This is a genomic window from Methylobacterium sp. 2A, assembly GCF_009806555.1.
Classification (GTDB): Bacteria; Pseudomonadota; Alphaproteobacteria; order Rhizobiales; family Beijerinckiaceae; genus Methylobacterium.
Genome location: NZ_VUOK01000062.1, coordinates 42,127 through 55,170 on the forward strand (window position 1 = coordinate 42,127; position 13,044 = coordinate 55,170).

At 70.2% G+C, this 13,044-nt stretch carries 12 protein-coding genes; 9 read left to right on the forward strand and 3 right to left on the reverse strand.

What is annotated here, in order from left to right; genetic code table 11:
* Positions 1-49: 49 nt before the first annotated feature.
* Positions 50-937, reverse strand: a complete 888-nt coding sequence (gene murI, locus FVE89_RS28620; protein WP_161393548.1) for a glutamate racemase — start codon at positions 935-937, stop codon at positions 50-52.
* Between the two features lie 261 nt (positions 938-1,198).
* On the opposite strand from murI, the gene egtB reads away from it, so the two are divergent.
* The 3 genes from egtB to FVE89_RS28635 are packed head-to-tail and all read left to right on the forward strand — an operon-like array spanning position 1,199 to position 4,506.
* Positions 1,199-2,467 (forward strand): ergothioneine biosynthesis protein EgtB, encoded by a 1,269-nt coding sequence (egtB, locus tag FVE89_RS28625; RefSeq protein ID WP_161393549.1) that lies wholly within the window; start codon positions 1,199-1,201, stop codon positions 2,465-2,467.
* 18 nt (positions 2,468-2,485) lie between these two features.
* A complete protein-coding gene (gene egtD / locus FVE89_RS28630; RefSeq protein ID WP_161393550.1) occupies positions 2,486-3,445 on the forward strand; it encodes an L-histidine N(alpha)-methyltransferase in 960 nt (319 codons plus the stop codon).
* 20 nt (positions 3,446-3,465) lie between these two features.
* The gene (locus tag FVE89_RS28635) at positions 3,466-4,506 is read left to right on the forward strand and encodes an adenylate/guanylate cyclase domain-containing protein (protein WP_161393551.1); all 1,041 of its coding nucleotides are present in this window, start codon (positions 3,466-3,468) and stop codon (positions 4,504-4,506) included.
* A gap of 286 nt (positions 4,507-4,792) precedes the next feature.
* On the opposite strand, the gene FVE89_RS28640 is transcribed toward FVE89_RS28635, so the two are convergent.
* Positions 4,793-5,008: a hypothetical protein gene (locus FVE89_RS28640; RefSeq protein ID WP_161393552.1), complete on the reverse strand. Its 216-nt coding sequence runs from the start codon at positions 5,006-5,008 to the stop codon at positions 4,793-4,795.
* Positions 5,009-5,422: 414 nt separating this feature from the next.
* Between FVE89_RS28640 and FVE89_RS28645 the strand changes: the two genes are divergently transcribed.
* Genes FVE89_RS28645 through FVE89_RS28655 form a run of 3 tightly spaced genes read left to right on the forward strand, consistent with a single transcriptional unit; the run spans position 5,423 to position 7,640 of the window.
* Positions 5,423-6,556: a trypsin-like peptidase domain-containing protein gene (locus FVE89_RS28645; RefSeq protein WP_161393553.1), complete on the forward strand. Its 1,134-nt coding sequence runs from the start codon at positions 5,423-5,425 to the stop codon at positions 6,554-6,556.
* Positions 6,553-6,804: a hypothetical protein gene (locus tag FVE89_RS28650; protein WP_246731224.1), complete on the forward strand. Its 252-nt coding sequence runs from the start codon at positions 6,553-6,555 to the stop codon at positions 6,802-6,804. The genes FVE89_RS28645 and FVE89_RS28650 overlap by 4 nt, the downstream gene beginning before the upstream one ends.
* 2 nt (positions 6,805-6,806) lie before the next feature.
* On the forward strand, positions 6,807-7,640 hold the full coding sequence (locus FVE89_RS28655; protein ID WP_161393554.1) for a DnaJ domain-containing protein: 834 nt from the start codon (positions 6,807-6,809) through the stop codon (positions 7,638-7,640).
* A gap of 83 nt (positions 7,641-7,723) precedes the next feature.
* Here the strand turns inward: FVE89_RS28655 and FVE89_RS28660 are convergent, their stop codons facing one another.
* Positions 7,724-9,214 carry a serine hydrolase gene (locus tag FVE89_RS28660; RefSeq protein WP_161393555.1) on the reverse strand — a complete coding sequence of 497 codons (1,491 nt, stop codon included), beginning with the start codon at positions 9,212-9,214 and terminating at the stop codon, positions 7,724-7,726.
* Positions 9,215-9,604: 390 nt separating this feature from the next.
* Between FVE89_RS28660 and phaP the strand changes: the two genes are divergently transcribed.
* The 3 genes from phaP to clpA all read left to right on the forward strand — a co-directional run bounded on the left by phaP (position 9,605) and on the right by clpA (position 13,042).
* Positions 9,605-9,937, forward strand: coding sequence for a TIGR01841 family phasin (gene phaP, locus FVE89_RS28665; protein WP_161393556.1), 333 nt, complete (start codon positions 9,605-9,607; stop codon positions 9,935-9,937).
* 226 nt (positions 9,938-10,163) lie between these two features.
* Positions 10,164-10,517: an ATP-dependent Clp protease adapter ClpS gene (gene clpS / locus FVE89_RS28670; RefSeq protein ID WP_161393557.1), complete on the forward strand. Its 354-nt coding sequence runs from the start codon at positions 10,164-10,166 to the stop codon at positions 10,515-10,517.
* 38 nt (positions 10,518-10,555) lie between these two features.
* On the forward strand, positions 10,556-13,042 hold the full coding sequence (gene clpA, locus FVE89_RS28675; RefSeq protein ID WP_161393558.1) for an ATP-dependent Clp protease ATP-binding subunit ClpA: 2,487 nt from the start codon (positions 10,556-10,558) through the stop codon (positions 13,040-13,042).
* Positions 13,043-13,044 lie beyond the last annotated feature (2 nt).

Consider the following 13,044-nt stretch of genomic DNA (forward strand, 5'->3'; position numbering starts at 1 on the left):
GCGCGGCCGCTTTCACGCGATCGTCAGCTCGGCTGAGTTTAGGGCCGTCCTATTGCAGCGGCAGCGGGATCGCCTCGACGGCGACCTCGCCGATCCCGTGGGCCGCCAGGGCGGTGCGCAGGGGCTCGGTCAGGCAGGTCCCGGCCGTGAAGGCCCCGTGCGCGGTCCCGTGTGCGGCGTCGTGCCGCTCCGCCTCCCGCGGCGCGGCGCCGATCAGCTGCACGACGCGGCGGGCGATGGCCGGCGCCGGATCGATCCAGGTCACCGGCCAGGGGGCGAGGGCTTCGAGGCGCGGCAGCAGCAGCGGGTAATGGGTGCAGGCGAGGCAGACCACGTCGGTGCGCCGCCCGTCCGCGTCGGTGACGAAGCAGGGCGCGATCTCGGCCGCGAGGGTGGCGTCGTCCACGGGGGCGCCGGCGAGTTCGGCCTCGGCGTAGCCGGCGAGGTTCCGGGCACCGACCAGGGTGACCGTGCAGGCGCCGGCATAGGTGGCGATCAGGTCGCGGGTGTAGGAGCGGGCCACCGTCCCCGGGGTCGCCAGCAGGGAGACGAGCCGCGAGCGCGTGGCCGCGGCGGCCGGCTTGATCGGCGGCACCACGCCGACGAACGGGGTCGTGAAGCGCTGCCGCAGGGCGGGGAGCACCACGGTCGAGGCGGTGTTGCAGGCGATCACCACGAGGTCGGGGCGATGGGTGGCGACCAGGCGGTCCATGACGGTGAGCACCCGGGCGACGAGGGCCGCCTCGGTGAGCCGGCCATACGGGAAGGCGGCATCGTCGCCGACATAGACGTAGCGGGCATCGGGCCGCGCGCGCCGCACGGCGTCGAGCACGGTGAGGCCGCCGAGCCCGGAATCGAAGACCAGGATGGTCGGCTCGGCGGCGCAGCGCAGAGCCGCGGCAGAGAGGCTGGCCCCGGCCATCAGATCGATCCGCATGAGACTTCCGGACTCCTCGCGAGGGTCCCGAGATTCGGCATCGCTGGTTAAGGCCGCCTCACTGCGGCGACAGAAAGGCCCACGATTCCCAACCCGCCGCGTTAACCGCGCCGCCGCGGTGGCGAAGACACCTCCGGCAACACCGGTCCCGCGGACTCCGCCTGTGGAGGTTGTCGGACCAAGGCCGAGACATATCTTCTGCGCGCCGCACGGGGGCAAGGAAACAGTTCCCGGCAAGGCCCGAAAAAGGGAACGATCGTCATGGCAGCGACGGCCGCACTGCGCGCGGACGACCCGCGCGATCCGAGGGTACCGGCTTTCCCGCCGCCGCCCGTCTCGGCCCGCCCGATCGACCGGGCCGCCTGGATCGCCGCCTACCGGCAGGTCCGGGGCGAGACCGAGCGCCGGGCTGCGCCGCTCTCCGCAGAGGACCAGCAGGTCCAGTCCATGGCGGATGCCAGCCCGACCAAGTGGCACCGGGCGCACGTGACGTGGTTCTTCGAGCAGTTCCTTCTCAGCGAACACCTGCCGGGCTACGCGATCTACGATCAGCGCCTGCACTACCTGTTCAACTCGTACTACGTGGCGGCCGGGCCGCGGCAGCCGCGCATCCAGCGGGGCATGATCACCCGCCCGACCCTCGCGGAGGTCACGGCCTACCGGGCCCATGTCGACCGGGCGGTGGAGGCGCTGCTCAGTCAGGCTTCGGACCGCGCCCTGGAGGCGGTGCTGCCGATCCTCGAGATCGGGCTCTATCACGAGCAGCAGCATCAGGAGCTTCTGCTCACCGATATCCTGCACGCCTTCGCGCAGAATCCGCTGAACCCGGCCTACGACCCGGACTGGCGTTTCCCCAAGGCCGCGGCCCAGCCGGGCCAGACCCGGCTCGACCGGGGCATCGCCTGGATCGGGCACGAGGGACCGGGCTTCTCCTTCGACAATGAATCGCCCCGCCACGAGACGCTGATCCAGCCCGGCCGGATCGACCGGGCGCTGGTGACCAACCGCCAGTGGCTCGCCTTCATGGAGGATGGCGGCTACGCCAAGCCCGAGCTGTGGTTGTCGGACGGCTGGTATGCCGGTCCGGCCGAGGGCTGGGAGGCCCCGGGCTACTGGCGCCGGACCGGCGACGGCTGGGCCACCATGACGCTCGGCGGCGAGCGCCGGGTGGAGCTCGACGCGCCCGTCACCCATGTCAGCTACTACGAGGCCGACGCCTATGCCCGCTGGGCCGGCCGCTTCCTGCCGACCGAGTTCGAGTGGGAGGTCGCGGCCCGCGACGGCGGCCTGCCGGACGCCTTCGGCCTCGTCTGGCAATGGACCCGCAGCGCCTACGTCGCCTATCCGGGCTACCGGCCGTTGCCGGGCGCCCTGGGCGAGTACAACGGCAAGTTCATGAACAACCAGTTCGTGCTGCGCGGCTCCTCGGTGGCTACGCCCGACGGCCATGCCCGGCTGCCGTACCGCAACTTCTTCTATCCGCACCAGCGCTGGCAGTTCACGGGCCTGCGCCTCGCCGACGCCGCCTGACGCGCCCCGGAGCGACCCTTGACCATCAACCCGACCTTTTCCGACGCGCAGCCGGTCGCCCCGGACTTCCTGGACGACGTGCGCGCGGGTCTCTCCCGCCCGCAGAAGGCGCTCTCGCCAAAATACTTCTACGACGCTGCCGGCTCGGACCTGTTCGAGAAGATCACCCGGCTGCCGGAATATTACCCCACCCGCACCGAGATCGGGATCCTGGACGGGCGGGGACCGGAGATCGCCGCGCTGCTGCCGGCCGGCGCCGCCCTGGTCGAGTTCGGCAGCGGCTCGACCGTGAAGCTGCGCCGGCTGCTGCGGCACCTCGACAAGCTCGCGGCCTACGTGCCGGTGGACGTCTCCGGCGAGTTCCTGTGCGCGCAGGCCGAGACCCTGAGCGCCGATTTCCCGCATCTGCGCGTCGAACCGGTGGTGGCCGACTTCACCCGGGATTTCGACCTGCCCGAGAACCTCGCGGGCCTGCCCCGGGCCGGCTTCTTCCCGGGCTCGACCATCGGCAATTTCGAGCCCGAGGAGGCGGAGGCGCTGCTCGCCCGGTTCGGCCGGATCCTGGGCTCGGGCGCTCACATGATCGTGGGCGTCGACCTCGTGAAGGACGCCGCCACCCTGGAGACCGCCTACGACGATGCGGAGGGCGTCACGGCGGCGTTCAACCTCAACCTGCTGACCCGGATCAACCGCGAACTCGCGGGCCGCTTCGACCTCGACGCCTTCGCCCACCGGGCGGTGTTCAACCGCCAAGCCTCGCGGATCGAGATGCATCTCGTCGCCCGCGACGCGCAGGACGTGGCGGTGGGCTCCGACACGTTCGCGTTCGCGGCGGGCGAGACGATCCACACGGAGAGCAGCTACAAGTACACGGTGGAGACCTTCCGGGCTTTGGCCGAGCGGGCCGGCTGGCGGTGGATCCAGGTCTGGACGGACGCGGACGGCCTGTTCTCGGTCCACGCCCTGCGGCTGGATTGAGGATCGGGGCGGCCCGGACGATGGGGGTCCGGCCGCCCTGGTTCATCCTCGTCGCCCCCGCGCTCGGTGCGCTCGCGGGCCTGCTCTACGGGGCAATCTTCGACGTCGGCCCCCTGACCGGCGCGGCGATCCGCGGCGCGATCATCGGCACGCCGATCATGCTGTACGAGCGCCGGCTCCTGGTCCCCGCCCTGCGGGAGCGGATCCGGAGCCTCGCCACGCCCCTGTTCCTAGTCGCGACGGTCGCACTCTACATCGGCCTGATCGTGGCCGGGAACGCGCTTGCCAGCACGGTGCTCAACCGCCTGTTCCGCTTCATGTACAGCGATCGGAACGCCATGCTGATGACCGATACCGGCCTGCTCTACGCGCTCGCCATCTCAGGCATCGTGGTGTTCGTGTTCCGCGTCCGCGACCTGATCGGTCCCGGCGTGTTCGCGAACCTGCTGATCGGACGCTACCACCGGCCGATCCGCGAGGAGCGGATCTTCCTGTTCCTCGACGTGACCGGCTCGACGCGTTTCGCCGACCGGCACGGCGACCGGGCGGCGCAGGCCTATCTCGGGCAGGTGTTCAACGCCCTGGCGCTGCCGGTCTCCCGGGCGCGGGGCTCCATCGACGACTATATCGGTGATCTGGCGCTGGTGACCTGGACGATGGAACGCGGCATCCGCGATGCCGCCTGCCTGGCCTGCGTGTTCGACTTCCAAGCGCGCCTCGCCGCCGAGGCCGAAGCCTGGCGGAGCCGCTTCGGGCAGGTGCCGGAATTCCGGGCGGCGCTGCATTGCGGCCCGGTGGTCACCGCCGAGATCGGGCTGGAGCGGCACAAGATCGCGTATTTCGGCGATACGGTGAACACGACCGCGCGGCTGGAGGCGCTCTCCAAGACGCTGGGCGTCCCCGTGCTGGTCTCGACCGATCTGCTCGACCGGATCGGGACGCTGCCCGCCGATCTCGTGGCGGAGGATCTCGGCGCCCACACCCTGCGCGGGCGGGAGGCGCCGCTCGCCGTCGCGGCGATCCGGCGGCGGAAGCGGGCGGAACCAGACCGTTTCAAATGATCTGCGCGGATCGGATGCTTTCGCATCGCGCTCGTTGTGCGCCGGCCTTCCCGGACGCCTGGAACGCGGTGGAAGGTGATCCGGGATCCGGCAGACGACGTCGCGAAGCGCCGATCTGGATCAACCTGTGCCGCTGGCGCGGCATTTCGTGTGCTGGGTCCCGGATCAGGTTCCGCTGACGCTCCACCTGACCGGGAAAGGGCGCGCTCAGCCGAGTTCCTGGAAGGGACCGGAGAGGGGTCATGCCCCTATCCCCGGTATCCCCGCTCTCGGCGACGCGAAGCCGTCAGTTCAGGTAGGTGCGGATCCAGTTCGGGGAGAGGATCTCGCCCTCCTCGGTGATGATCCAGGGCTGCTTGGCCGGGTCGCTGAGCGCACCGGCAGCGGCGTTGATCGCCTCGCGCAGGGTGTTGAACCGCTCGGGCTGCGCCAGCGGGGCGCTGGCCGGGGCCGTGCGCCAGATCGTCAGATCGGCGGGCCGTTCCAGAGCTTCGGTTTCCATGGGTACTCGTCCTTCCGAACCGTGTGCGACCGTTCAGATACCCGCCGCCAGCCTGAGCGAGGTCGGCGCGGGGATCGAGGGTCTGAGCGTCAAAGCAAGCATCTCTGCGGCGGCTTTGCGATCAATTCGGGCGGTTTCCGAAACCAGCGCTTCTCGCGAAAGCACGATGGACGCAGTGGTCGCGTTCTACCAATCCGTATTGAGCGCGTACGGGCTGCCGAGAACTTACGAGAATTGTGGCCCTCGAATGATGACCATTCCGTTAGCCAGTTCGTTCCGCCCGCCGGCGTGCGCCAGAACACACCCGAGACCCACCGGCGGCGGTACGCACCTGTGTTGACGCTTCGATCCTGAACGCGCACTTAAGGCCCGCGCCCGCCGACCTTATCCCTCGGCCCTCTCTCGGAGACATCCGTGCCGGATCGTACCGTGCGCCTCGTGCTCGCCGCGGTCCTGGTCCTGCTGGCGCTCTACGTGGCCCAACCCTACCTGCAGCCGCTGCTCTATTCTGCGGACACGCCCCGGGCCGTGACCGCCCGCGGCGATCTCGCGCAGTCCGAGCAGGCCACGATCCGGCTGTTCGAGCAGGCGAGCCCGTCCGTGGTTCACGTCTTCGCGCAGGGCGCCGCGCAGAATCGCGACCTCCTCGACCTCGACGACGAGGGCGGCGAGCAGGGCGGCGGCACGCAGACCGGCACCGGCTTCGTCTGGGACGGGGCCGGCCACATCGTCACCAACACCCACGTGGTGCAGAACGCCGCGCAGAGCGGCGGCTCCGTCTCGGTCCGGCTGAGCGACGGGACCGTGGTGCCCGCGACCCTGGTCGGGCTCGCGCCGTCCTACGACCTCGCGGTCCTGCGGCTCGGCCGGGTGACGCACATGCCGCCGCCGCTGGCGATCGGCACCTCGGCGGACCTCAAGGTCGGGCAATCGACCTTCGCGATCGGCAACCCGTTCGGCCTCGACCATACCCTGACCACCGGCGTCATCAGCGCAGTCCGGCGGCGGATGCCGACCAGCGAGGGGCGGGAGGTGGCGGGCGTCATCCAGACCGACGCGGCGATCAACCCCGGCAATTCCGGCGGGCCGCTGCTCGATTCCGCCGGCCGGCTGATCGGCGTCAACACCGCGATCGTGTCGCCCTCCGGGGCGAGCGCCGGCATCGGCTTCGCGATCCCCGTCGACGTGGTGAACCGGATCGTGCCGGAACTGATCAAGGTCGGCCGGGTGCGCAACCCCGGCATCGGCATCATCGCCGCCCAGGAGGCCGCCACGGCGCGGCTCGGCATCGACGGGGTGGTGATCGTGCGGGTCCTGCCCGGCTCGCCCGCCGCGAAGGCCGGGCTGCGCGGCGTCGATCCGCAGACCGGCGATCTCGGAGACGTGATCGTGGAGGCCAATGGCAATCCGGTTCACCGCCTTGCAGACCTCACCGCCGCGATCGAGGAGGCGGGACTCGGCGCGGCCGTGGCCCTCAAGGTCGAGCGCGACGGAAGGGTGCGACAGGTCCGGATCACCACCGCGGATGTCGCGGAGAACCGCCAATGAGCATGCCTGTCCGCCTCGCGCTCCTTCTCGTGCTGACCGCCGGAGCCGCCCACGCCGCCGGGCAGCCCGCGCGCGCCCGCCTCTGCCCGGAGAACCTGCCCGAGGGCGTCCGATTGCCGCCGCAGCCCGGCTGCACGGATACCGCCCGCACGCCACCGACGCGCCGGCAGGGGGTCTACGACCTCGGCGACGGCACGACGCTTCAGATCGGCGGCCGCGCCTCCGCCGAATATGGCGTGCGGCGCTGAGCATGGCGCTGTTTGCCGGCCTGCTCGCGTGCCTGACGCTCTGGTGGCTGTCGAAGAACGGCAACGGCCTGGGGCGGCGCCTGAAACGCGCCCTCGGCCAGGGCGTCGGCGCCGTGACCGGCGGAACCCAGACGCGCACGCTCGGCGCGGTGTCGCTGCTGGCCGGCGGCTTCCTGCTGCTGCACGGCAACCTCGTCCTGGCGGCGCTGCTCGGCCTGAGCGGCGTCTGGATGATCGAGGGGCAGGACTCGATGACGGCCCGGCTGCGCCGCATGATCCGGCCGGCGACCGCCGGCCGGCCAAGGGATTCGCAAAAGTCCCGGGATCCCCGGGATTCCCACGCTCCACAGGCTCCCCCGGCTCCCCAGGATCCCTACCAGTCCCAGGACCGCCGCTTCCGCACGACGCTGATCGAAGCGCATCTGCGCCCGGATGGCAGCCTGCGCACCGGCCGCGTGACCGCGGGACCCCTGGCCGGGGCATGGATCGACGCCATGCCGAACGAGGCCGTGGTCGGTCTGCTGCGGCTCTGCCGCGTGCGCGATCCGATGGGCTTCGCCCTGCTAGAGCCGTATCTCGACCGCCGGGCGCCCGGATGGCGTGTAGACGCTGAGCGAGACCGTGACCCGGGGCCGCGCCGCGCGCCGAACCCAGGGGCGATGACGCAGGAGGAGGCGTACCAGATCCTGGGGCTTCAGCGCGGGGCGACCGCTGAGCAGATCCGGACGGCCCACCGGTCGCTGATGAAGCGCGCCCACCCCGACCAGGGGGGCAGCGCCGAGGGTGCGGCGCGCGTCAACGCCGCCCGGGACAGGCTTCTGAACCGACATCGCTGATACTCCACGCGCGTTGTCAGGGGATGAAGGATGTCTCGGCCGCGACGGAACACAGCCGCGGCGCGAAGGTCTGATCCGGTGGTTCAGCTCCGGGTGGCGAAGCAGCTGAAGCCGCTGCGCTTGAGGGCCGTGCAGGCCTCCTGGGCGGAATCCTGCTCGGCGAAGCCCGAGAACCGGGCGCGGAACAGGGTGGTGCCGCCGTGCTCGACCTTCACGGTGTAGGGGGCGGCCTTCGACAGGCTGCCGCCGACCTTGGCGCGGGCCTCGGAGAGCATCGAGCGGGCCTTGGTCTCGTCGTCCATGGCGCCGAGCTGGATCACCCAGGCGGTCGGCACGACCCGGGCGCCGGAGACCGCCTTCGGCGGCTCGTCGCGCTCGACCGAGGCGACGCGGGCGGTCGACTTCGTGGCCCCGGGGAAGGGCGCCTGGGCGCTGCTCGTGCCGGCATAGGCCTGGGCGGCCTTCGGGATGCCTTGCGGTCCGACCTTCCAAGTCTCCTGCGGGTACTTGCCGCCGGGCGTCGTCGTGGTCCCCTTGGGCGAGAGGTCGAGGGGCTCGCCGGTGGTGCCGGTGGTCTCGACATCCTCTTCGTCCGCCGAGGCGACCTGCGTGCGGGTCCGCGACACCGCGTCGGCGACGACCGCGGGCCGTGCGCGCTCGGCGACCTCGGTAACCGGCGGCGCGATCCGGGCGCCGGCATAGGCCCGCGGCAGGCTGGAGCGGACGAGGTCGACCATGATCCGGTCGCGGCTCGCGCCCGACTTGCCGCCGAGCACGATCGCCACGATCTGGCGACCCTCGGACTTCGCCGCGGTCATCAGGTTGAAGCCGGAATCCCGGGTGTAGCCGGTCTTGATCCCGTCCACGCCCTGGACGTTGCCGAGCAGGTGGTTGTGGTTGCCGATCACCCGGCCGCGGAACGCGAAGGAGCGGGTCTGGAAGTAGCGGTAATAATGGGGGAAGCGGTCCTGGATCGCCCGGGCCAGCACGGTCAGGTCGCGCGCCGTGGTGAGCTGGTCGGGATCGGGCAGGCCCGAGGCGTTGGCGTAATGCGTCCGGCTCATGCCGAGCGCATGGGCCTTGGCGGTCATCATCTGGGCGAAGCGCTCCTCGGAGCCCGCGATGTTCTCGCCGATGGCGCAGGCCACGTCGTTGGCCGACTTGGTCACGATCGCCTTGATGGCGTCCTCGACCGAGATGGTCTGGCCGGGGCGCAGGCCGAGCTTCGAGGGCGCCTGGGCGGCGGCATGGGCCGAGATGGTCAGCTCGGAATCGAGGGCGAACTTGCCGCGCTCCATCTGCTCGAACAGCAGGTAGAGGGTCATCACCTTGGTGATCGAGGCGGGGTGGCGGAGCGCATCCTCGTTGACCGCGTGGAGGGTCTTGCCGCTCTTCACGTCGACCACCATGGCGGCGTAGGGCGGGTTGTACCCGCCGCCGGCCGCATGGGCGTGGTGATGGTGCCGCCCGCGCCGGGCGTCGGCCGGGGAGGCGAGGGTGGAGAGAACCGCGGCGGCCAGGATGGCGGCCGGCAGCGCGGGAATCGTCCGGGAGCGGCCTACTACGCTACGCATCACGCCTGATTGCCTCGCGAGACCGGCACGCGCCGGTCGTGTCCTTTTGAGCGGAGCGGGACCGGTCGCGTGGCCCCGCTGCATCATCGGAGAGTTAGGCAAGTGCAGTTACAGGCCCGTTAATGCGATCGCCGCGCGTAACGGTTTGTGGCGTTTCTGCTGGGGGTTGATGATGGCTGGGAGCGGGGCCTGCCTTTCCCTGAAGATCAGGCGCCAACGCCTCCGCGGCACTCTCTCTCCCCTCTGCGGGGGGTATGCGCGTCCCGCCAAGACCCCACCTCAACCGAACCGTGACCGCTTGACGCGTCCTGATGCGGCGCACACAGTCGGCTCCGGATCCGATACCGTCGTCCGAGCCCGACCGGCCCGGCGGCGGCCTGGAGATCGGCCATGCCAACACGCGATGCCCTCCCGCCTTTCCCGTACCCGGCCGGCTTCGGCACGCCGTGGCGGCGGCTCGGGGTCGCCGGGCGAGCCGCCCAGACCCTCGGCATCGAGTGGGCCGATTCCCTCAAGCAGGGCCTCGACGACATCGCCGCCACGGCCGGGACGCTGGCCGCGTCCCGCAACCCGGCGGAGATCCTGGCCATCCAGTCCGCCTATCTCCAGCGGGCCGGGGCCCGCCTGTCGGCGCGGTCGGCGGTGACCGCCGACCTGATCACGGCGCTCACCGCCGATCTGCTGCGGCCACCGCCGGCACCACCCGCGGCCCGGGCGCATTAGCGGGGCAACCGCCGTGCGCCAGACGCAAGCTCAGCGGGGCGGACAAGTGCGCGCAGGCGTCTGGCGAAGTCGGCTCACCGTCTGTAGATTAACGGCAGCGGAGCCGCGCGTTGCTCCGGGCAGGGCCAGGACAGCTTCGCCCGCCAGGATCGGCGACGCCCGCTCCAATCGAGGGATCGGTTCGACGCACATGACACAGGTCCCCCTACAGGGCACCGCAGGTTCGATGGGATTTGAGCGGCCGGCCACGGCCTCCGGCTCGCGCGCGCCGGGCGGCGACGACCGGTCCAACACCGCGATCATCACCCGCACGAAGCCCCGGACGAAACGTCCCAGCCTCTACCGGGTCCTGCTCCTGAACGACGACTACACGCCGATGGAATTCGTCGTGCTGGTGGTCGAGCGGTTCTTCAACAAGAGCCACGAGGACGCCTACCACATCATGATGCACGTGCATCAGAACGGGGTCGGCGAGTGCGGGGTCTTCACCTACGAGGTGGCGGAGACCAAGGTGACGCAGGTCATGGACTTCGCGCGCAAACACCAACATCCTCTCCAGTGCGTTATGGAAAAGAAATAGGCGCCGCTCGCGGTAGGCACGAAGGACAGAGGCCAGCTTTGCCAAGCTTCTCACGCAGCCTAGAACAAGCTCTCCACCGCGCCCTGGCGCTCGCGGGAGAGCGCCGGCACGAATACGCGACGCTGGAGCATCTCCTGCTCGCACTCGTGGACGATCAGGATGCGGCCGCGGTCATGCGCGCCTGCAACGTCGAGGTCGACACGCTGAAGCGCAGCCTGATCGACTACGTCGACACGGAACTCTCCAACCTCACCGGCGACGGCCGGCAGGACGCCAAGCCCACGGCCGGGTTCCAGCGCGTGATCCAGCGCGCGGTGATCCATGTCCAGTCCTCCGGGCGCGAGGAGGTGACGGGGGCGAACGTGCTGGTGGCGATCTTCGCCGAGCGCGAGAGCCACGCCGCCTACTTCCTGCAGGAGCAGGACATGACCCGCTACGACGCGGTCAACTACATCAGCCACGGCATCGCCAAGCGGCCCGGGGCTTCGGAGTCGAAGCCGGTGCGCGGCGCCGAGGAGGAGGGCGCCGCCGAGCGACCGAGCGACGACGGCGATCCCCGCGGCGCCAAGAAGAAGGGCGACGCGCTCGACGCCTACTGCGTCAACCTCAACAAGAAGGCGCGCGACGGCAAGATCGACCCGCTGATCGGCCGCGAGAGCGAGGTCCAGCGCACCATCCAGGTGCTTTGCCGCCGGCAGAAGAACAACCCGCTGCTGGTCGGCGATCCGGGCGTCGGCAAGACCGCGATCGCGGAGGGTCTGGCGCGCAAGATCATCCAGCACGAGGTGCCGGAGGTTCTGGCCGACGCGACCGTCTTCTCCCTCGACATGGGCACGCTGCTCGCCGGCACCCGCTACCGGGGCGACTTCGAGGAGCGCCTCAAGCAGGTGATGAAGGAGATCGAGGCGCACCCGAACGCGATCATGTTCATCGACGAGATCCATACGGTGATCGGCGCCGGTGCGACCTCGGGCGGCGCCATGGACGCGTCGAACCTGCTCAAGCCCGCGCTCGCCTCGGGCACGCTGCGCTGCATCGGCTCGACCACCTACAAGGAGTACCGCCAGTACTTTGAGAAGGACCGCGCCCTGGTGCGCCGCTTCCAGAAGATCGACGTCAACGAACCGTCGATCCCCGACACGATCGAGATCGTGAAGGGCCTGCGGCCGTATTTCGAGGAGTTCCACAAGCTCAAGTACACGACCGAGGCCGTGAAGGCCGCGGTGGAGCTGTCGGCCCGCTACATCAACGACCGCAAGCTGCCCGACAAGGCGATCGACGTGATCGACGAGACCGGCGCCTCGCAGATGCTGGTGCCGGAGGCGCGCCGCAAGCGCACCATCGGCATCAAGGAGATCGAGGCGACCATCGCCACGATGGCCCGGATCCCGCCGAAGACCGTCTCGAAGGACGACGCGGTGGTGCTCCAGCACCTGACCGAGAACCTGAAGCGGGTGGTCTATGGCCAACCGAGCGCGATCGAGGCGCTGACCTCGGCGATCAAGCTGGCCCGGGCCGGCCTGCGCGACCCGGACAAGCCGATCGGCTCGTACCTGTTCGCGGGCCCGACCGGCGTCGGCAAGACCGAGGCCGCCAAGCAGCTCGCCGCCTCGCTCGGCGTCGAGATGCTGCGGTTCGACATGTCGGAGTACATGGAGCGCCACACGGTGAGCCGCCTGATCGGCGCGCCCCCCGGCTATGTCGGCTTCGACCAGGGCGGCCTGCTCACCGACGGGATCGACCAGCACCCGCACTGCGTGCTCCTCCTCGACGAGATCGAGAAGGCGCATCCGGACCTGTTCAACATCCTGCTGCAGGTGATGGACCACGGGAAGCTGACCGACCACAACGGCAAGCAGGTCGATTTCCGCAACGTCATCATCATCATGACGTCGAATGCGGGCGCCTCGGATCTGGCCAAGGCCGCCTACGGCTTCACCCAGTCCAAGCGCTCCGGCGACGACGTGGAGGCGATCAACCGGCTGTTCGCGCCGGAATTCCGCAACCGTCTCGACGCGATCATCTCGTTCGGCCACCTGCCGAAGGACGTGGTGGCCAAGGTGGTGGACAAGTTCGTCCTCCAGCTCGAGGCGCAGCTTGCCGACCGCAACGTCACGATCGAGCTCTCGGACGAGGCGCGCGACTGGCTGGTGGAGCACGGCTACGACGACGCGATGGGCGCCCGCCCAATGGCCCGGCTGATCCAGTCGACCATCAAGACGCCGCTCGCCGACGAGGTGCTGTTCGGCAAGCTGAAGGATGGCGGCGCGGTCCGGGTCGTGGTGCGCAAGCCCGAGGACGCGGAGGCGAAGGCCGGTGCCAAGGACAGCCTCGGCTTCGACTTCCCGGCCGGTCCCGTGACACCGAAGCCCGAGAAGGACGTCACCAACGCCGCCAAGCGCCACAAGCGGGCCAAGCCCCGCACGGCGGCGCGAAAGAGGACGCCCAAGGACGACAAGGGCGGTGGCGGCGGTTCGGGCGGCGGCGTCCGGACCGTGCCGAAGGTGCCACTCGTGCGCGCCTAATG